The sequence below is a fragment of the Staphylococcus sp. GDY8P119P genome (assembly GCF_017892075.1).
Lineage (GTDB): Bacteria > Bacillota > Bacilli > Staphylococcales > Staphylococcaceae > Staphylococcus > Staphylococcus ureilyticus.
In genome coordinates, this window is the sequence record NZ_JAESKJ010000008.1 from 31884 (window position 1) to 52127 (window position 20244).

The 20244-nt window shown below is 30.6% G+C and carries 23 protein-coding genes; 15 read left to right on the top strand and 8 right to left on the bottom strand.

The genetic code is table 11. The annotated features are described in order from the left end of the window. On the top strand, nt 1-820 hold an 820-nt coding region (locus KA830_RS10495), incomplete at its 5' end, for an SdrH family protein (protein WP_245335772.1). 93 nt (nt 821-913) lie between these two features. Here the strand turns inward: KA830_RS10495 and mroQ are convergent. Then, on the bottom strand, nt 914-1657 hold the full coding sequence (gene mroQ / locus KA830_RS10500; RefSeq protein ID WP_064209758.1) for an intramembrane glutamic endopeptidase MroQ: 744 nt from the start codon (nt 1655-1657) through the stop codon (nt 914-916). A gap of 175 nt (nt 1658-1832) precedes the next feature. Between mroQ and groES the strand changes: the two genes are divergently transcribed. The 3 genes from groES (at nt 1833) to KA830_RS10515 (ending at nt 4662) form a co-directional block, all read left to right on the top strand. Then, nucleotides 1833-2117: a co-chaperone GroES gene (groES, locus tag KA830_RS10505; protein WP_019469562.1), complete on the top strand. Its 285-nt coding sequence runs from the start codon at nt 1833-1835 to the stop codon at nt 2115-2117. A 51-nt stretch (nt 2118-2168) separates the two neighbouring features. Beyond that, a complete protein-coding gene (gene groL / locus KA830_RS10510) occupies nt 2169-3791 on the top strand; it encodes a chaperonin GroEL (protein WP_046207998.1) in 1623 nt (540 codons plus the stop codon). Between the two features lie 403 nt (nt 3792-4194). Beyond that, on the top strand, nt 4195-4662 hold the full coding sequence (locus tag KA830_RS10515; RefSeq protein WP_064209736.1) for a bacillithiol transferase BstA: 468 nt from the start codon (nt 4195-4197) through the stop codon (nt 4660-4662). A 370-nt stretch (nt 4663-5032) separates the two neighbouring features. Here KA830_RS10515 and KA830_RS10520 read toward each other — a convergent pair whose 3' ends face one another. Next, nucleotides 5033-6325, bottom strand: coding sequence for an aminotransferase class I/II-fold pyridoxal phosphate-dependent enzyme (locus KA830_RS10520; protein ID WP_204180469.1), 1293 nt, complete (start codon nt 6323-6325; stop codon nt 5033-5035). A gap of 201 nt (nt 6326-6526) precedes the next feature. Between KA830_RS10520 and KA830_RS13735 the strand changes: the two genes are divergently transcribed. The 7 genes from KA830_RS13735 (at nt 6527) to pmtD (ending at nt 10828) form a co-directional block, all read left to right on the top strand. Then, on the top strand, nt 6527-6622 hold the full coding sequence (locus KA830_RS13735; protein ID WP_225309943.1) for a Trp-rich small protein: 96 nt from the start codon (nt 6527-6529) through the stop codon (nt 6620-6622). A gap of 229 nt (nt 6623-6851) precedes the next feature. Then, nucleotides 6852-7046, top strand: coding sequence for an SE1626 family protein (locus KA830_RS10525; RefSeq protein WP_046207995.1), 195 nt, complete (start codon nt 6852-6854; stop codon nt 7044-7046). A 220-nt stretch (nt 7047-7266) separates the two neighbouring features. Continuing rightward, on the top strand, nt 7267-7647 hold the full coding sequence (gene pmtR / locus KA830_RS10530; RefSeq protein WP_046207994.1) for a PSM export ABC transporter transcriptional regulator PmtR: 381 nt from the start codon (nt 7267-7269) through the stop codon (nt 7645-7647). After that, complete coding sequence (pmtA, locus tag KA830_RS10535) at nt 7644-8510, top strand: phenol-soluble modulin export ABC transporter ATP-binding protein PmtA (RefSeq protein ID WP_046207993.1); 867 nt, start codon at nt 7644-7646, stop codon at nt 8508-8510. The genes pmtR and pmtA overlap by 4 nt, the downstream gene beginning before the upstream one ends. A gap of 36 nt (nt 8511-8546) precedes the next feature. Next, on the top strand, nt 8547-9209 hold the full coding sequence (pmtB, locus tag KA830_RS10540) for a phenol-soluble modulin export ABC transporter permease subunit PmtB (protein ID WP_070039275.1): 663 nt from the start codon (nt 8547-8549) through the stop codon (nt 9207-9209). 18 nt (nt 9210-9227) lie between these two features. After that, entirely contained in the window at nt 9228-10100 is an 873-nt protein-coding gene (pmtC, locus tag KA830_RS10545; RefSeq protein ID WP_046207991.1) for a phenol-soluble modulin export ABC transporter ATP-binding protein PmtC, read from the top strand. Next, nucleotides 10100-10828, top strand: coding sequence for a phenol-soluble modulin export ABC transporter permease subunit PmtD (gene pmtD, locus KA830_RS10550; protein WP_046207990.1), 729 nt, complete (start codon nt 10100-10102; stop codon nt 10826-10828). The genes pmtC and pmtD overlap by 1 nt, the downstream gene beginning before the upstream one ends. A 71-nt stretch (nt 10829-10899) precedes the next feature. On the opposite strand, the gene KA830_RS10555 is transcribed toward pmtD, so the two are convergent. Continuing rightward, nucleotides 10900-11460 (bottom strand): thioredoxin family protein, encoded by a 561-nt coding sequence (locus KA830_RS10555; protein ID WP_064209734.1) that lies wholly within the window; start codon nt 11458-11460, stop codon nt 10900-10902. A 452-nt stretch (nt 11461-11912) separates the two neighbouring features. Between KA830_RS10555 and KA830_RS10560 the strand changes: the two genes are divergently transcribed. Continuing rightward, nucleotides 11913-12473, top strand: coding sequence for an HAAS signaling domain-containing protein (locus KA830_RS10560; protein WP_064209733.1), 561 nt, complete (start codon nt 11913-11915; stop codon nt 12471-12473). Next, complete coding sequence (locus tag KA830_RS10565; protein ID WP_046207987.1) at nt 12470-13321, top strand: DUF4097 family beta strand repeat-containing protein; 852 nt, start codon at nt 12470-12472, stop codon at nt 13319-13321. Before KA830_RS10560 ends, KA830_RS10565 begins: the two co-directional genes overlap by 4 nt. Before the next feature lie 190 nt (nt 13322-13511). On the opposite strand, the gene KA830_RS10570 is transcribed toward KA830_RS10565, so the two are convergent. Next, nucleotides 13512-14552 (bottom strand): C45 family autoproteolytic acyltransferase/hydrolase, encoded by a 1041-nt coding sequence (locus tag KA830_RS10570; protein WP_046207986.1) that lies wholly within the window; start codon nt 14550-14552, stop codon nt 13512-13514. Nucleotides 14553-14981: 429 nt separating this feature from the next. Between KA830_RS10570 and KA830_RS10575 the strand changes: the two genes are divergently transcribed. Continuing rightward, entirely contained in the window at nt 14982-15152 is a 171-nt protein-coding gene (locus tag KA830_RS10575; protein WP_019469577.1) for a hypothetical protein, read from the top strand. 185 nt (nt 15153-15337) lie between these two features. On the opposite strand, the gene KA830_RS10580 is transcribed toward KA830_RS10575, so the two are convergent. Then, nucleotides 15338-15763: a YolD-like family protein gene (locus KA830_RS10580; protein ID WP_204180468.1), complete on the bottom strand. Its 426-nt coding sequence runs from the start codon at nt 15761-15763 to the stop codon at nt 15338-15340. A gap of 312 nt (nt 15764-16075) precedes the next feature. Between KA830_RS10580 and pglS the strand changes: the two genes are divergently transcribed. After that, nucleotides 16076-17113, top strand: coding sequence for a 6-phosphogluconolactonase (gene pglS / locus KA830_RS10585; protein WP_046207984.1), 1038 nt, complete (start codon nt 16076-16078; stop codon nt 17111-17113). Nucleotides 17114-17173: 60 nt separating this feature from the next. Here the strand turns inward: pglS and KA830_RS10590 are convergent, their stop codons facing one another. From KA830_RS10590 to KA830_RS10600, 3 genes are all read right to left on the bottom strand, one after another. Then, the gene (locus KA830_RS10590; RefSeq protein WP_046207983.1) at nt 17174-18553 is read right to left on the bottom strand and encodes an aldehyde dehydrogenase; all 1380 of its coding nucleotides are present in this window, start codon (nt 18551-18553) and stop codon (nt 17174-17176) included. Between the two features lie 151 nt (nt 18554-18704). Beyond that, on the bottom strand, nt 18705-19631 hold the full coding sequence (locus KA830_RS10595; RefSeq protein WP_046207982.1) for a manganese-dependent inorganic pyrophosphatase: 927 nt from the start codon (nt 19629-19631) through the stop codon (nt 18705-18707). Nucleotides 19632-19686: 55 nt separating this feature from the next. Beyond that, the gene (locus KA830_RS10600; RefSeq protein WP_070039281.1) at nt 19687-20238 is read right to left on the bottom strand and encodes a cysteine hydrolase family protein; all 552 of its coding nucleotides are present in this window, start codon (nt 20236-20238) and stop codon (nt 19687-19689) included. Nucleotides 20239-20244: the final 6 nt, after the last annotated feature.

The window sequence follows — 20244 nt, forward strand, 5'->3', positions numbered from 1 at the left end:
ACCTAGTGATGGAAATACAACCGGTTCAAATGGAGGTACAGGAACACCGACAAAGCCTGACCGACCTAATTTGACACCACCGTCAAACTCTCATTATCCCAATACACCAAGTAATGGAAATCATGAGAGTGGTAATGGAGATGCTTATCAACCAACAAAACCAATCAAACCATCATATTCTGCGCGTCCGAACTTAAAAGGATCAAGTGAAAATGCACAATCAAATAAATATCAAAGTGATTTTAATTATGGAGATTTAGCAGTTAAAGAAGATACAAATCAAGCGTCGACGCATACAAAAAGTGACCGTCAAATTTTAAATAGATTTAACCAAATGTCTACCGGTTCATTTAAATATAATCCTTTTGTTGTAAACCAAGTAAAACAATTAAACAATGGTGAAGAAAAAATTTCTAATAGAGAAATTTTATCCATATTAAGACCACAACGATTTGATGATAATGCTTTTTTAAATGAGTTACAGAAAGGAACGAATTATTTTAAATTTCAGTATTTTAACCCATTAAAATCGCAGGATTATTATAAAAATTTAGATAATCAAGTTTTAGCTTTGATTACAGGTGAAATTGGTTCTATGCCAGATTTGAAAAATCCCAAAACGGAAAGTGCTACAGGTAAATATGAGTATCACTCTAGTGGCGATGAAGAAATGACTGAAACTGCAGATAAAGATTCAAAAAATACTATTGATATAAAATTTGAACGTATATTATTTGCTTTAATAACAGCTATTTTTATTATCTTTGTAGGTGTCGTAGTTGGTTACTTTGTTCATCGTAAAAACAAAAATAATGAATAACTAAAATAAAAAAGGGTTAATCCATTTCATAAGATGGATTAACCCTTTATTTTGAGAATGTAACTATTTTCATATTTTATAATAAAATGTTAGTTAAACAATAAGATTAAAAATAAATGAAGTAGTTTCTTGTAACTCTTTTATTTTTTCTGGTCCAATTAAAACTTGAATAATTACTACAAAACCATTTTGCATCATATGTACAGCAATAGGAACCCATATGCGCTTAGTAAATGCATATAATCCTGAAAAAATCATTCCCATACCAAAGTAAATGATGAAGAAAGCTGGGTCACCATGTGCAGCACTAAATATAATAGAACTTACTACCGAAGCTACAATGAATTTTAGGGTCTTATTACCTTTCATAAGTTGATATAACTCACCAAAGATAACTTTTCTAAACACATATTCTTCAAGAATTGGGCCTACAATTGAAATTAAAATAATGAAGACAGGTATATCTTGAGCGACTTTCATTAACCTTTCTGTATTTGGACTTGATTGCGGTCCACCTAATACAAACATATTAATTAAATTAGCAATGATTTGATAAACCATAACACTAACATATCCAACGAATGCCCATAGTATTGCGTAGCGTTTCTTCTCTTTTGTTTGTTGTTCTAATTGTGTTGGATTAGCAATGAAATTATTGATTATAATGATAATGATGGATGCAATTATAAATAAAATCACTTGTGTATAAATATTGGTAAACATTAACGATTTACCACTTAAATTGCTGAAAAAACCAGCCATATGTAAAAATAAAACACCATATTGTGCTAGACCATAAATAACTAATGTCAATATGGATACCCACAAACGAGACATAATGAACCTCCAAAAATAGTTTATATCTTATTTTAGCGTAAATTATGTTCATACACAAAATATACAACGATGGTTTTAACTTGAAATATTGACCAACTTTGATTATTATAGAAAATAGATTAGCACTCAAGGTAATAAAGTGCTAAAGATTTCCAATTCTAAGGAGGAACAATCAATGTTAAAACCATTAGGTAACCGAGTAATTATTCAAAAAATAGAACAAGAGCAAACAACAAAAAGTGGTATTGTATTAACAGATAGCGCTAAAGAGAAGTCAAATGAAGGTACGATAATTGCAGTAGGTGCAGGACGTATTTTAAAAGATGGTTCTCGAGTTGCTCCTGAAGTGAATGAAGGCGACAACGTTGTTTTTCAACAATACGCTGGCACAGAAGTTAAACGTGGAGACGAAACATATTTAATTCTAAACGAAGATGATATTTTAGCAATTATTGAATAATAAAAATTATAACTACGATAAAATATACTAACAACATGGAGGTTAAGAAATATGGCTAAAGATTTAAAGTTCTCTGAAGATGCACGTCAATCTATGCTAAGAGGTGTAGATAAATTAGCAAATGCTGTCAAAGTTACAATTGGTCCTAAAGGACGTAATGTTGTATTAGATAAAGAATACACTTCACCATTAATTACTAATGACGGTGTAACAATTGCAAAAGAAATTGAATTAGAAGATCCTTATGAAAATATGGGTGCTAAATTAGTACAAGAAGTAGCGAACAAGACAAATGAAATCGCTGGAGACGGTACAACTACAGCTACTGTATTAGCACAAGCAATGATTCAAGAAGGTTTGAAAAATGTTACAAGCGGTGCTAATCCAGTTGGACTACGTCAAGGTATTGACAAAGCTGTAGAAGTAGCGATTGAAGCTTTACATGAAATTTCACAAAATGTAGATAATAAAAATGAAATAGCACAAGTTGGTTCTATTTCAGCAGCTGATGAAGAAATTGGTAAATATATTTCTGAAGCAATGGAAAAAGTTGGAAATGATGGTGTGATTACAATTGAAGAATCAAGTGGCTTTAATACCGAATTAGAAGTTGTAGAAGGTATGCAATTCGACAGAGGTTATCAATCTCCATATATGGTCACAGATTCAGATAAAATGGTTGCAGAGTTAGAAAGACCATATATTTTAATTACAGATAAAAAGATTTCATCTTTCCAAGATATTTTACCGTTATTGGAACAAGTAGTTCAAGCTAACCGTCCAATTTTAATAGTAGCTGACGATGTTGAAGGCGATGCATTAACAAATATAGTATTAAACCGTATGCGTGGCACGTTTACAGCAGTTGCAGTAAAAGCGCCTGGATTTGGCGATCGTCGCAAAGCAATGTTAGAAGATTTAGCAATTTTAACAGGTGCACAAGTGATTACTGACGATTTAGGCTTAGAACTTAAAGATGCAACAATTGATATGCTTGGTACTGCTAATAAAGCTGAAATTACTAAAGACAATACTACAGTTGTCGATGGTGATGGTGATCAAAACAATATCGATGCAAGAGTAAGTCAAATCAAAGCACAAATTGATGAAACTGATTCTGATTTTGATAGAGAAAAATTACAGGAACGCTTAGCGAAATTAGCAGGCGGTGTTGCAGTAATTAAAGTTGGTGCAGCAAGTGAAACAGAGTTAAAAGAGCGTAAATTACGTATTGAAGATGCTTTAAACTCTACAAGAGCTGCCGTTGAAGAAGGAATTGTAGCAGGCGGTGGTACAGCATTTATGAACATTTTTGATGAAGTATCAAAAATTGAAGCTGAAGGCGACGTAGCTACAGGGGTTAATATCGTCTTAAAAGCTCTAGAAGCACCTGTACGTCAAATAGCAGAAAATGCTGGCTTAGAAGGCTCAATTATAGTTGAAAGACTTAAAAATTCAGAAGTAGGCGTTGGCTTTAATGCTGCTACTAATGAATGGGTGAATATGCTTGAAGCTGGTATTGTAGATCCAACTAAAGTAACACGCTCATCACTTCAACACGCAGCAAGTGTTGCAGCTATGTTCTTAACAACAGAAGCAGTTGTTGCCAATATTCCTGAAGAAAATAACAATGAACCACAACCAGGTATGGGTGGCATGCCAGGCATGATGTAAAATATTTATCACATCAATATTTAGTTGATTGATATGACGAAATAATATAAAAATTAAAAACAAACTTTATAGAAGATACTCATGGACGTTTCTCATTTAAACAAATTTTTTGAGAAACGTCTTTTATATATATCATAGTATAAGTTAAAGCAAAACAAACGTGTTATTAAACTGAAGATTTACTAGTGATAATAAAAAGGTGTCAGTGTATGCTTTTTGATTATAAATTATATCTAAATTTTGAATCGATGGACTAGATATTAATAATTAAAATATACATTGTTTATAATAATTTTACTTATGTGAATAAGTATTAAATAAAAGGGTAGAGAGTGGATGTACGTTTTTATAGCCACATTATATTTAAGTTGCACGATATTTGAAGAGTGGAGGGGATTAAATTATGACAAAGAAATCAGTATATGATGTTATTGATATGGGTGTTAATTATTTAATTTCAGGTTATGATAATTGGAGTAATGATCAAGTATTGGACGATAAAATTGATTTATTCCCAAATACAATACATTGGCAATATGGTCATGTTTTAACTATATTTGAATCTGCATTATCTTTATATGATAAAAATACAGTAGATGTAGAGAAATACACGCGTTTATTTGGTTATGGATCCTCACCAGAAAATTGGGGAGATGAAACAGTACCAAAAATAGATGAAATCTTGAACGATTTACAAACCTTACCAGAGCGTGCTCAAAAAATTTCAGATGAAGAACTACAAGCAGAATTAACTGAAACCATTGCAGGTTGTAATACGTTAGACGAATTGTTGGTATTAAATGCCATTCATATTCCTTTACATGCTGGTAAAATTGAAGAAATGTCTCGTGTTTTAAAACAACAACAATAAATTAAATAGATACTGATATATAAATCCTAGAAAAATAGCACGCAGATGATTTAATGATATAATTTAATCCATCTGCGTGCTTCTTTATTCTTCAGTATTTCGTATTGTTGACTCGCTTTCTTAGGGGGGGCAGCTTCATCCTGTGATCTTCAGCTTATCTTGTTCCCCCAAGCGTCTCGCTAAAATACAACTTATTCACATGTAATTCCACATTAAAATACTTTAAAAAACAAGGCTCTATATCAAACTAGGTAGTAGCTCAATGAGCAAACTATAATTAATACAATATTGAAAAGGGCAATTTCTATATGATTTCAATAGAAATTGCCCTTTTTTACTTGTCCAAGAACTTTATGTCCCAGTGACTTTTTTATACATTTTGTAAATCAGAAATGGCTTTAGCTATTGAATCAAAGACATGAGGGATATCATCTTTTTCTACACAACTAAAAGCAATTCTAATGTCAGAATCATTTAATGCAATTACACCAATAGAATAATTTTCGATTAAATGCTTACGTAACTGTTCTGGATTAACATTTTTAACTTTAAGCGCCATAAAGTATCCAGAGTTAAAATCATAGGGTTGCCAATATGTTGAATATTTTTCGTCATAAACAACAGATTTTGTAGTTTGGTATCTTGCATTTAATGTATCTATATTCTTTTGAATCTCTTTGTCAAATTGATCATGGTTTTCAAGTACATATTTAACTGCACTTTGAGAAGGCATTGGTCCACTAGAAATATTACTTCTAATTAACCCTTTTACTTTGGCTTCTAAGACTTGTTTTGTAATAGGATCGTTCACACCAAAACTAATAAATCCAACACGTAACCCCCATGCAAAGAATTCTTTAGTAGCTCCATCTAAGCGGATAGGTAATAAATTAGGCAAATGTAAATTTGTTAATGCAGTAAATAGAGATTGCGTGTAAACATCTTCATAGAATAAACCATAGTAAGCGTCGTCTATTAATGCAATAACATTAGTGCCACGCTCTGCAAGTGATTTGATAGCATCGACAATAACGGCTACTTCATCTTTAGTAGGCGTATAGCCAGTTGGGTTATTAGGATAATTTAGGATTAAAATAACTTTATCTTTGTTATATTGTTCTAAAGTATGAACAAGTTGTTCAGTGGTAAAATGTCCATGCTCATCGAAGATATCATATGTTTCAATTTCAGCACTATGTCTTGTACTATATACTAATTTATAGTTACCCCAATTATGTGATGGTAGTAAAATTGTGTCTCCGCTATCAACAAACATATCTCCCACAATAGATAGACCATGTGTCAATGCATTCGTAACAATAGGTCTTGTCATGTGATTCGCAGTTAAATCAGGATTGTCTTTCAACATTTTTTGTTGCCATAAATCGCGAAGTGCTTCTAAACCTTGAGGAGGTGCGTACGGAAAGATGTCATTTGGTTCTAAATAATTGAACATATCATTTAACGTTTCAGCATACATTTTACTATCTTTATATGTTGCCATACCAATCGTGGCATTATATTTAGTAGCTTTTGCTTCTGCAGATTGTGATAGAATGCCCTTTGGATAATACATTAATTTGCCCAAGTCTGAGAGCATATCTGCGATTTCTGGATTGGATTTAGATAATTGTTCGTTTAAATCTAAAGCTAAAGGATTCATAGTTTGTTAACCTCTCTTTACTTTTTAAATGATATAACTATATTATCTTGAAATCAGTCAAAATTAAAGCGTTGTAAACATTTTATAAGAAAAATATAAATTTATGGTCATTTTATACGAACATGTGTTCTGTTTTATGTTAGAATATAGATAGGCCATCAAAATCCTACATGGTACTTTTTTTGTGGGGGGTGTAGTATGATTACGTGGTGGCAAGAAATTTTAGTAACTTTAATAACAGGTGGCTTACTTGTTGTATTCCGTGTTTGGTTAGAAGATAAGTGGAAAGACAAATAGGTGGCCTTACACAAAAAACCCCAAGTCTGATAGCGCAGACTTGGGGTTGTGTAGTATAATTCGTGGATACAATTATATTTTAGCACCACCAAGTATAAACTGCAAACAATATATTCTATTGCGTGTAATGGAAATTAATAAAATAATAAATTTAAATAGAAATAATACGAATGAGTTTTAGAAATTGCGAGTGAATTTTGATACAATATAATTATTTGAGGTGAGTATAGTGAAGCATTTAACAAAAATATTTGTGGTTATTGCTATTGTATTGTTTGTCGTTGGTTATTATTTGCAAGCTACTGGTCATGAAAATTCAGGCATAAAATTATTAATTGCAGCAATTATGTTTATGATATGTGCATTTATAAATAGAAGTAATGATAGACGCAAAAGAAATAACCAAAATCATAAAAGGAAATAAATAGTAAGATAGAGACAACAATTTCTTTCTTACTAAGAGTAAGGCTACCCATTTTTTATGTGGGTTAGCCTTTTTTATTTTAAACGATATAGTTATTGGTTTTAATATTTAAAACAAAATTTTCAATCACTGTAAATTTTTATTTAAAATGAAATTTTGACTTTACAAGTGTGTATATATTGTATATATTGTGTATATACAGTTATGAGGGAGGACGTTAATGAAAATACTTTTAAAAAATAGTAGTGAAAGGCCGATTTATGAGCAAATCAAACAACAAGTAAAAGAGAACATTTTAAAAGGATACGTTGCTCCTGGAGAACATTTGCCTTCAATGAGAGAATTAGCACAGGATTTAAGTGTCAGTGTAATCACCACAAAACGTGCCTACGAAGATTTAGAAAAAGATGGTTTTGTTTTTACTATAAGAGGAAAAGGTACATTTGTGAAGGAGCAGGACAGTTCAATTTTAAAAGAAAAACAATTTATAGTTATAGAATCCTTAGCTAAATCAATGAGTAAAGAAGCCAAGACCATTGGGATGACTTTGTCAGAGTTACAAGAAATATTAGCGTTGATTTATGAGGAGGACGACGAATGAATGCAATAGAATTGAAAAACATTAATTATCATTTTAAAGAATTTCAATTAAATGATATTTCATTTAAAGTCCCTCAAGGATTTGTAACTGGTTTTATCGGAGCAAATGGTGTTGGTAAAACGACAATTATCAGGTTAATCATGGATTTAATTGAACCTAATGATGGTGAAATATTCGTTTTTAACCAAAAAATGAAAAATAATGCTGTAGCAATAAAAGATAAAATTGGTTTTATTTATTCTGAGTTATATCTTAATGATAAATGGACAATAAAGAAAACAGAAAGTTATATTGCGCCATTTTATAGTTATTGGAGTCATGATATTTTTAAACATTATGTTGAGTTGTTTGGTTTACCTTTTAATAAAAAGATTAAAACATTTTCAACAGGAATGAAGATGAAGTTATCTATTGCAATTGCATTTAGCCATCAAGCGGAATTATTTATTTTAGATGAACCTACTTCAGGCCTAGATCCTATTGTTAGAAATGAAGTTTTAGATATCATTCAAAAAGAACTTATTGATGAGAAAAAGACTGTTTTTTTATCAACACATATTATTTCTGATTTGGAAAAAATTGCTGATTATTTAGTCTATATTAAAGATGGAGAAGTTGTTTTGAATGATTTTTTAGATAAACTTTTAAATCAGTTTAAAATTGTCAAAGGTGATTCCGATCAAATTGATGAAGAGTTAAGGCAATTAACTCAATACTTTGAAAGTAATAAAACGGGTTATACTGCACTAACAACTCAAGCCAATGTGTTTTATGAAATATTTGGAAACGCCGTTGCAATCACTAGTCCAACAATTGAAGACTTAATGGTTTACCTCGAAAAAGGTACCCAAAAGAATGATTAGGGCCTTTCTAATAATTAACAACGCGGGAGGTATAAGATGAAAAATTTACTTATTCGAAACCTTAAGTTACGTAAATGGACGATTGTTTTATATGCAGTTTTACTTGTTATTTCGCCTTTACAATTAATTTTGAATCATGACACCTTGATGAATAAAGTGATTTATTCTGCACTTGTTATGGTACTGGTAGTTATTTCAGTTTTAGATTCAGGACATGTTTTTCGTTTTAATAAAAAGCTAGGACACAAACAATCCTATGACTTTTTTGCTAGTTTACCGGTTTCTAAATTATCTTTATTAAATGCGAACTATATAACTGTTTTGGTATTTACTTTTATTGGTGCAGGCATTTTATCTTTATATGGTATTTCCAATGATAACTATACAAATAATACAATTAACATTAACTTCACATTGCCATTTTCTTATATTGCCATCAACTTCTTTGCCATACCATTAGGCTTTAAGCGTTATACAGAACAAAAGGCAGAATATATTTCATTTATTCCTTACGTGCTAGGGATGTTAATTTTCTTACCGTTTGTCATTGCAATTATCATTATCGGTTGTTCATTACTATTTGATTATGACTTTGAACATTTAAGATATTTTAAAAATTTCTTTAACTATGGCTTTTTGTCACTAAGTGTTATATTTTTAGGAATAAATTATATCATTCAATATAGAAAGCTAAATTAACATTAAAGGAGGCGCATTATGCAGTTAAAACAAATTACTAAAACATATGGTAGTAATAACGTATTAGACCATATTGATTTTGATTTTGGCCATAGTCAAATTGTTGGTTTAATAGGTAAAAATGGAGTGGGTAAAACCACTTTAATGAAAGTGATGAATGGCAACATTGTAAATTATAAAGGTGAAGTTCAACTAAGTAATAAAGAAAACGTAGGTTATTTAATTGAGCATCCTAAATTATACGATAATAAATCTGGCTTATATAACTTGAAGCTTTTTGCAAATGTGTTAGGAAAAGGATTTGATAAAAAGTATGCTGATCAAATTATCGATGCATTTGGAATGCGCGGTTATATAAAAAAGAAAATTAAAAAATATTCAATGGGTATGAAACAAAAGTTAGCTATTGCAGTGTCTTTAATGAATAAGCCCAAATATTTAATTTTAGATGAACCAACAAATGGAATGGATCCTGACGGTTCAATTGATGTTTTAAAAACGATACAATCACTTGTTCAAGAACTAGATATGAAAATCTTGATTTCAAGTCATAAACTTGAAGACATAGAGTTAATTTGTGATAGAGCAGTCTTTTTAAGAGATGGAACATTTGTACAAGATGTTGATATGAAAGAAGGTGCTCCAACAGATTCTACGGTATTGAATCTTGAAGCAGGTGACTTTGAGGCAGGATTAGCTTATTTAAATGAACATTTTGATGTTATACAGTCTCAAAAAGAAACAGGAGAAGTTATATTAAAGGCTCAAAAAAGCTATAAAGACATATTACGAGGGTTAGCAAGTAAAGAAATTTTTCCTGAATTTATTGAAACACGTAAAAGTTCGTTACGTGATACGTACTTTAATATCAATCAGAAAGGTGGCCAATAATGAACAGTATACAACTCGTAAAATATGACTTGATTAGTATATTTAAAAGTCCTTTAACTTACTTAGCATTATTATTGACGATTTTACCAATGATTGGATTTACAATTTTATTTGTTCAACAATCTGATGAAATGAATGGTAATACATTACTTTCAATTGGTAGTTGGTTCTTTTCTATTATGGGTCTACTTTTTGTAATTAAAACAATTACACGTGATATTTCTCAAGGTACGATTCAATTATATATGAATAAAACATCGAGTCGTGTGGGTTATGTTGTTGCAAAAGTTGTTTCTATTATACTAATTGCTATATTAATAACAGCTATTCTTGTTGCATTTGTTTTAATTGTTCAAGGTATTGTAGATGGTAAAAATATTAAAATGGATAAAATTTTTGAATTACTATGGTTTTTCCTAATGTTCCATTTATTCTTTGGATTACTATTATATTTATTTGCATTAGTAGTGCCTAAAACAGCGCTTATTTTCACATTAGGAATTTTCTTAGTATTGATTGTGCCTTTTGCAGAGCCTTTCTTACCAATGATTCCAAAAATTGGAGATAACATACAAGACTCATTAAAATATATTCCATTTAGTTATTTAACATCGAAAACGACTTCTGGAGATTATACATTCAGTAATTGGCAATGGTTTATTACCTCAGCTTCAATTGTTATTTTATTTATTATTAATCTATTCTATGCATCTAAAAAAGATATTTAATAGTAGAAATTAAACTTCAATAAAAACACGTATGAATTGTAGTAAAGCTCATCCAATTCATACGTGTTTAATTATTTAGTGATTAATTTATCTAAGATTGAATCGTAAACATGTTTCCACATTTGTGAGTCTGTTTTGTAACGATTTGCAATAATTGTGTGTGTTTCTGCTGATTTGTCTTTAAATGTAGGGTCGTCTTTTTCAGGTAATTTTGAGCGCGTGTCATCTACAAAGTTTTGGACTTGTCTAGCACGAGGTCCCCAAACAGTTTGTTGTTCAAAATCATCATTTAGAAAGACAAATATTGGAATAGATCTAGCCGTGCCATTTGTTAAGTATTGATCTATTAAATCAGTATTTTCATCGCGATGGAATACTCTGACTTCCAAGTGTAATGCTTCACTAATATGTTTTAGAATAGGAAGATTCATCATAGCATCTCCGCACCAATCTTCTGTTATTACAAGCACTTTGCTGTAAGGTAAAGATTTGATTTTTTCAAGACGTTCATCATCTTGAGGAAGTGAGAATGATTTATAAATTGTAAGTAAATTTTCTTGGTTTTCAGTCATATCCTCAATGTACTGATCAAGTGGCTGACTGTTTTTGAAATAAGTTTCTAAACTTGTCATTATTTTTCCCCCTTTAATTTATTAGCTATTATTATAGCAACAATTTTTAATGAAAGAAAATTTTTAATACTTAGAAAAGTAATAAGTTTTAATATTTGTTTTAAATGAAAATACTAAATGATTATGCTATATTAATTTAGTATGAATAGTGTAAAACAACATTGGATTACATAACTTTTTGATATTAGTTTTTAACTAATAATATTTAAACATTAAATTTATTATATTTAATCATTGAATCTTTGATATGTTAGATTATGTTTACTTAATAATCTTAACGCAACATTTAGATGATGAATATATTAAAGTGTTTGTTATACATAGAAATGATGAAATTAGAGCGTTGAAATTTGTATTATTAAATTTGGTAATGACATGCCTTATCGGTTTGCCATGTTTTGAATTGAAATAGAAATCGATGAAATCTTACAATTTGAATGGCGGTAGATAACTTGGATAAAATCACATTTTTAAATGCGTTAGAACAAGAATTAGAAAACCTACCTCGAAACGAACGAGATAAAGTGATGTATGAATATGAGCAGTATTTTTTTGAACAAGAAAACAATGGGAAAAATGAATACCAAATCATTGGAGCTTTAGAATCGCCAAAGCAGATTGGTAAACAGATAATGGCAAAAAATGCTATTGTATCTGCCGAATATAGACCAAGTACTAAAAATATTGTCAGAGCAATAATGGCTTCTCTAGGTATGGGGATTTTGTCATTAATTATTATTTTGATACCTATGGTAATATTAGCTGTATTTATGTGTGGCTTATTACTCGTTGCGTTTTTCTTAACTATTAGCCCTATATTGTTAATTGTTCATGGATTATTGAATCACATGATTAGTCTTGCGATAAGTAATTATTTTTTTGCTTTTTCTTTTACAGGGTTAGGTATTGTTTTATTTGTAATTATAGCTAAACTAGCTCAACTTGTTTATCGTTTAATTTTAAAATATTTAAGATGGAATATCCGAACAATTAAAGGAAGTGTAGATTTATGAAGCGGTTATTTTTAGGTGGATTAACTTTATTTATAACGTGCTTTCTTTTAGGAAGTGTTACATGGTTCGGTTTTGAAAAGCAAAATGAAAAATTAAATAGTGTTAATAAAGTATTAGATTCTAAAGATATTAAAAATTTAGATGTTTTAACTGAAAATTGTAAAGTTTTAATTAAAGCTGGAGATAAAACGTCAGTGAGATATAAAGGTAAAAGAAATCTTGATATTAGCAATCATGATAAAACGTTGAAAGTTAAAGAGACTGAAAAACTAGAAAACCATTATGGTTTAAATTACAATCCTTTTAGAAACTTTGAGGATAACTTAATTATCACTTTACCTGAAGAAAAATTAAATGAACTGCATGTTTCAAGTAAATATAACACTATAACGGTTAAACAATTAAATGTAAATGATGCAGATTTTTCAAAAAAGCATAAAAATGGAGGTAAGGTGTTTGTAAATGAATCTAAGTTTGAAAAGTTAAGGTATAAAGGACTAAATTCAGCTATAACGTTTAAAAATAGTGAAATAAATAATGCTAATATTAAAACTGAAAATGCCAGAATAAATAGTGAAAATACTCTTATCCAAGCGTCTGTGTTATTAGTAAATAATGGAAGCATAAACTTATCTAATACAGAAATCGATTCAAATTTTAAGGCTTCTGCTAAAAAAGGTGATATTAATATTAGTTATAAAGCGGCGCCGAAAAATACACTTCTAAAGTTATATCCATTTCATGGAGATGAAAAAGTTAACAATAAGCATTTTGTGAATCAAAAAATAGGAAATGGGGATAATATTTTAGAGTTATATACCACTGACGGAGATATAGTGATTGATTAATTACTTTTATAGAATCTGGGACATCATTGACTCGTCCCAGATTTTTTCATATTGTTAGTGAGCCTTATGTATAAGATTCAGACCAGGTACTCATTTTGTACTTTTTTCGATTTTAATCATCATTGCTAGGAGAGAGACAATAAAATCTTTTTAATAAAATTAGATCTCTGTTTCACTCCTTTTGTATAGTCTAATAAGTTGCAAAGGTTAATTCGGTATCTAATTGACCAAAAAGTGTGTCTGTAGATAAAGCTTGTCCATTAAGCCAGTTTGCAAAGTTTATTTTAGTCGGATGTTTATTTTCACCGATTGCAATATATGCAGTTAAAGTCTGTGGTTCATACATACTCGTATGTATTGTTCCTGACCAACTTCTAAAAAGCTTGCTATAAATGTTATATTGAGGGTTATTAAATAATTTAAAAGCTTCTGCTTTATTTAGGTGTGCTGGTTTATGTTTAATAAGCCGTTCTAAACGCGCTTCTGATTCTGCTGTATAATTTCTATTTTCATGTGTTAATAATTTAAAGTGATTCGTACAAGTTTGGTCATAGCGCACGTTAATTGAACGGGGTGTAACTTCAATAATTGCATGATCTAGATTTTTATCCATAACAATGTAGCTAAATGAACTTCTATGTGGGATTTCCTTTAATAGTTGTATTGCTTCTGGTACAGTTTTACAATACTGTAGAATAATTCTACCTATCATATAACATACAAAACCGTCTCCAGGATGTTTACGGTGCATGAAATTGTAACCCATAGACAGCCCAGCTTCGTTCATTCCATCCATTCTTCCAGTTACACGCGAAGTTGGCCCAACCTGTGCTAAACCACCATCATTTGGTTGAAATAATAAATATCGTCCATCATAAGTGGCAGGATGGTAGTCGTAATTGCGTACCATGTAATCATTTCCTAAAAAGACAGTGCAACCGCTATTTTTTAATGGTGTAAAACGGTAATGTCCGAAGTTTAATATCATTTGTTTGGTAGGGAGATTCAAAACTTCTTGCATACCTTTTATTTCTTCCCAAATTTGTGGGGCATATATTTGGAAAATTTCATATGTTTCTTTAATATTTATATCAAATCTAGGCATGCGTTTTTTCCATTCTTTTTCTCTATTTTTTAGCATTGGTGTTTGCTGCATCCATTTAGCAGTTTTGACGCCTAAATCAAAATGTGATCCTCGGTGCGTTAAAATATCTGATTGTACTTTTTGCATAAAAAAACTCCTATGTTAAGTGTAACCTTACAATAATGTTATCTCATTGTAACGTCATGTTAATTGTATTACTGTTCTGTGGAAGTTATCATAAAATTAACTTTTAAAACTAAATCTTAATTTAGTTGAATGAGGTGATGATTATGTTAAATTACTATGGACAATTAAGAGATGCTCTATCAACTTGGTGGGGTAATTAATATCTAATGATTATTTTATAGTAGTATCATGTTTACTTCAAATGGTTATTAAATTCCAATTCTTTTCAAACTATTTAAGTTATAATGGTTATTTAGTATATTTATAATGTAATTTTATATTATGAATCCTTAGAATAATTTATTTGAAAAAGGGTATATATTTATTGATGTCTTTAAGTATGCTATCATAATTGTTAGACATGTTAATAAATTATTGAGGTGAAACAGAATGTGGAATTTTATTAAAGGTTTATTTAAATTTGTATTCGGTACAATTCTTACTGTATCGTTAGCAGCAGGAATAGGTGCTGTTGTATTCGCTTATATCTTCAAAAAAGACTTTGAAGATATCGAAAATAAAACAAAAGAAATCGTTTCAGACATCGAATCTAATAATTAATTACTGATAGAACACTTTTAAGTGTTCTATTTTTTTAGCCTCCGTTCATCTGCCGAAAGCAGATGCTACGGAGGCTTATGCAGTCGGAAGACTGCGAACCAAAGTAAAAGAACTGCCGAAAGCAGATGCTACGGAGGCTTATGCAGTCGAAAGACTGCGAATGACATGTGTGCAATAACTGACTTTTAGTACGATGTTGATTGATGCTTTAGGTTTATGTTTGTGATATCAAAAAGTGATAGCTTTATTGTGTTTGAATTGGCAAGTGGATATCCCTCTAAGTACATATGAAGCATATCAATATTTTTAATTTCCAATGTGATATATTCTAGCCAACCATTCTTATAATATTCGATATCCACTGGTATATTTGCATGTAGTGCTTGATGTAGTTGAATATTAAGTTCATTTAATTGATCGTCTGATAAAATAGGACGGTCAATTTTATTTTGATCAATGATATGTTGTTGTACTGCCTCAAATTGTTCGGGTAACGTTGCAAATGGTGCCCACTTAACCATTCCGCGTCCTTGTGGAATATTAGGATTTAATTTTTCCCTAGGTATTTTTCTATAATCAGTTTCTTTATTATTATATTCATTTGAAAGCATCTAATCACCTCAATTCAATAATAGAACATTTGTTCGCATTATTGCAAGTTATTTTTCAATATTTAATAAAATGTTAGCGTAACGTCTGAAAACTGACCTGATTTATAAAAGAAAGCAGATAATAATTAAAGTGAAAGCTAGAAAATGATATGTTTAATTAAGATAAATTAGTTTAATAAAAGTAAAAGTTATTTTTGTCATATAGGTTACAATGAGATGATGTATAATCGCGTATTAGCACTAAAACCATTATATTGTCATTTAGCATTAATATTTATTAAAATGAAAGTATCATTATATGGAGGGGTTTACATGACTACAGTAGGATATATCGGTTCATATACGAAAAAAGAGGGGAAGGGCATTTACCGTTTCGAATTAGATGAACAAACAGGAACGATTGTTGAGGTAGAAACAGGTTATGAATTAGAAGCATCAACATACGTGAATCAGCATGACTCATTTTTATATGCTGTCACACGTGAAGGCGAAGACTGTGGTATCGCAAGTTTTAAAATAGACCAAGATGGCAAAATTAGCTTTATTAATAAATGTTTAGCTTCAACAAAAGGTAGCGGATGTTATGTTTCAGTTTCGCCAAATGGAAAATACATTTTTGAAGCAGTTTATGGTGCAGGACTGGCTCGTATTTATGAAGCGAATCCGACTACTGGTGAAGTTATTCGTTTAATTCAAGAGTTAACACATGATTACCCAACAGGTCCTTTAGAAAGACAAGAACAACCTCATGTCCATTACCTTGGTATAACACCAGATGAAAAATATGTGGTGGCTATGGATTTAGGGACAGATAAGATTGTAACGTATGAATTTGGAGATAATGGATACAGTGAATATGCAGTATATGACTTTGAGCCAGGAGATGGACCACGGCATATTGCTTTCCATGAAAATGGGAAAATCGCTTATGTTGTACACGAATTATCAAATATTGTAAGTGTTATGGAATACGAAAATGGTGAATTCTCAGAAATTGAGCGCCATGCAACAATACCCGAAAATTTTGAAGGTGCAACCAAGTTAGCTGCAGTAAGATTATCTCACGATCAAAAGTTCTTATATATTAGTAATAGAGGACATGATAGTATTGCTATCTTCAAACTTGGAGACAATGGCTCAACAATTTCACTCGTAGATATAGTGGCAAGTGGAGGAGCATTTCCTCGTGATTTTAATATTACTGGATCAGATGACTTCTTAGTTTGCGCCCACCAAGAGGGTGATTATGAAGTTGTTGTATTTAAGAGAGACAAAGTTACTGGAAAATTAGAGAAAGCAGATGACAACAAAAATGCACCAGAAGGTGTTTGTGTTCAGTTTTTAAAATAAAATAAATGATAAAAATCCCGAAAACTTAGCTTAGTTTTCGGGATTTACTATATTAAAATATTATTTGTTGAAGAATGCTTTAATATATTTAAATTTTCCTTTGTAAGGAGGGAACAATAGGCTTGATTCCAACCTTGTAGATTTAAAAATATATGATTTATCATGACTAAAAGTATCAAAAGAATATTTTCCATGGTATTTTCCTATACCGGAAGCACCAACACCACCAAAAGGTAAATTAGGGTTTGCTAAATGCATTAAGGTATCATTGATTGCACCACCACCAAAGGATAATTCATTTAGTATTCTCTCTGAACTGTTTTCATCTTCACTAAATAAATAAAGGCTAAGTGGTTTAGGTTTAGTACGTATTAAATCAATTGCTTCGTCAAAATCATCGTAAGCTATAATAGGTAAAATTGGTCCGAAAATTTCATTTTCCATAATTTTTGAATCGAAAGTAGTACCGTCTAAGATAGTAGGTGCAATAAAATTTTCATCAATATCAGTTTGACCACCAAAAGTAATCTCAGGGTGATGAATATTTAACAATTCATTTAAACGGTGATAATGTTTTTTGTTTACAATACGTCCAAAGTCTGGACTATCTTGAATATTTGTACCATAAAATTCAGTTATTGTCTTTTTTAATGCACTGATGAGCTCATCTTTTACTTTACGATTTACCAGTAAGTAATCCGGTGCAACACAAGTTTGTCCAGCATTTGTAAACTTACCAAAACAAATACGTTCACTTGCAACTTTAATATTTGCACTTTCGTCAATGATTGCAGGTGACTTTCCACCTAATTCTAAAGTTACAGGCGTTAAGTTTTTGCTTGCAGCACTATATACGATGCGTCCAACTTGCTCACTACCTGTGAAGAAAATATAATCAAAAGGTAAATGAAGTAAAGACTGAGTTGTATCAGCATTTCCTTGAATGATATTAATATACTCAGGATCAAAGGCGTCGGAAATGATTTGCTGTATGACATCAGATACATTCGGTGTGAATTCAGAGGGTTTTAGTATTATAGTGTTTCCTGCAGCAATTGCACCAATCAACGGTTCTATTAACAATTGGAATGGATAATTAAAAGGTCCAATAATTAGCACTGTGCCATAAGGTTCTTTCATAATGTAACTTTTGGTAGGAAACATAAATAAGGGTGTATTGACTTGTTTGGTTTTGGCCCAATTTTTTAGTTCTTTACGAGCTGATTTAATATTTTTTAATGTAAAGCCAATCTCAGTTGCGTAGGCTTCTACTTTATTTTTACCTAAATCTTTTTGAAAAGCTTCAAGTAAGTCATTTTCATAATTTTTAATACTCTTACTTAACTGTTTGAGTTGTTTTTTTCTAAATTTAAGTGATTTGGTTTCATGAGTATTAAAATATTGTTTACTATTGTGGAAAGATTGTTCTATTGAATTCAAATATTATTCCTCCTAGTATATTGATGATTTAGATAGTTTAAAAAGATGGATAAAAAAACTGGAACATAATTATTATTATGTCCCAGTTTTTCTATATAGTAAACTATTTAAGTTTTTACTATATAGTGTTATATATTGATAAAGTATGAGATTAGCTTAAAGCTTCTGTAATTTGTGGTACAACTTGTTTTTTACGAGATACAACACCTGGTAAAAATGCAGTATTATTGTCTAGTTTAACGTTGAATGCGTTGCCTACTTTATCTTTTTCAGCACCAACAACTAAAATTTTAGAATCACTGTTGATGATATCAGTTACAAGCAGTACAAATAAATCATATTTTTCATTTGTACTTACTTCTAACATTGCTTTTTCTAACTCTTCTTGACGTTGGAATACTTCATCAATATCTACGGTATTAACTTGACCGATACGTGTAATATAGTCACCCATATTAAATGATTTTGCATCCATATTTAATAGCTCAGATGCAGTTTTGTCAGTTGTTGAAGCACCTGCTTTTAACATTTCTAAACCATAAGATTCTAAGTCAACATCTGCAATTGATTTTAAAGCTTCAGCAGCGTCAATATCTTCTTGTGTACAAGTTGGTGATTTAAATAGTAAGCTATCTGAAATGATAGCAGAAATCATTAAACCAGCAATTTCAGGTTTGATTTCAAAACCACGTTCTTTGTACATTTTGTATAAGATTGTTGCAGTACAACCTACTGGCTCAGCACGGTAATATAATGGTCCTGCAGTTTCAAAGTTTGAAATTCTATGATGGTCAACGACATGTTGAATTGATGACTTATCAATTGTATCAGCACTTTGTTGGAATTCATTATGGTCAACTAAGATAACATTTTGATTATTTAAATCATCACTAAGTAATTCTGGTGTGTCTACATTAAAATGATTTAATGCATATTGAGTTTCAGGTCCTACTTCGCCTAAACGATAAGGTGTTGCGTCTGTATTTCCTGTTTGTTGTTCAAAATCTGCCATAATAATAGCTGATGAGATTGCATCTGTATCTGGATTTTTATGACCGAAAATATAAGTTTTTGCCATGTTTTAATTCTCCTTAATTTTTTATTTAATTTTATTTTATCATGATTTTCTATTGTTATTCTACTTCAGCACCTAATGAATTTTTAAAATGATCTAATGCCCATTGATGCCCTGTTGGATTAAAAGAAGCGACACCCTTATGAGAAATTGAAATAGCATATCCCAAATTGTAAGCAGTGATTGCGGTGTGCAGCACGCAAATATCTGTACATACACCAACAATTTCTAAATGCGTAATGTTGCGTTCACGTAACATAATGTCTAAGGGCGTACCACAAAATGAATCATAACGTGTTTTATCTAAATAATGCACATGATCATTAAATAAGATATTTTGAAAAATATCATTTACTTTACCGTAAAGTTCTCTTCCAGTGGTATCAATTATATTATGAGGTGGAAAAAGATTGTTTTCTGGATGATAGCTATTTTCTTCATAATGTAAATCCATAAGAAAAAAGATATTAGCCTGTTTTTTATTATATGCTTCAATTCTTTCAACAATATAACTTTCAATTTGTTGACCCGGAAGGCCACAAGTTAATTTACCATTATCAGCAACAAAATCATTTGAATAGTCAACAATAATAAGCGCGCTATTTTTCATCTAATG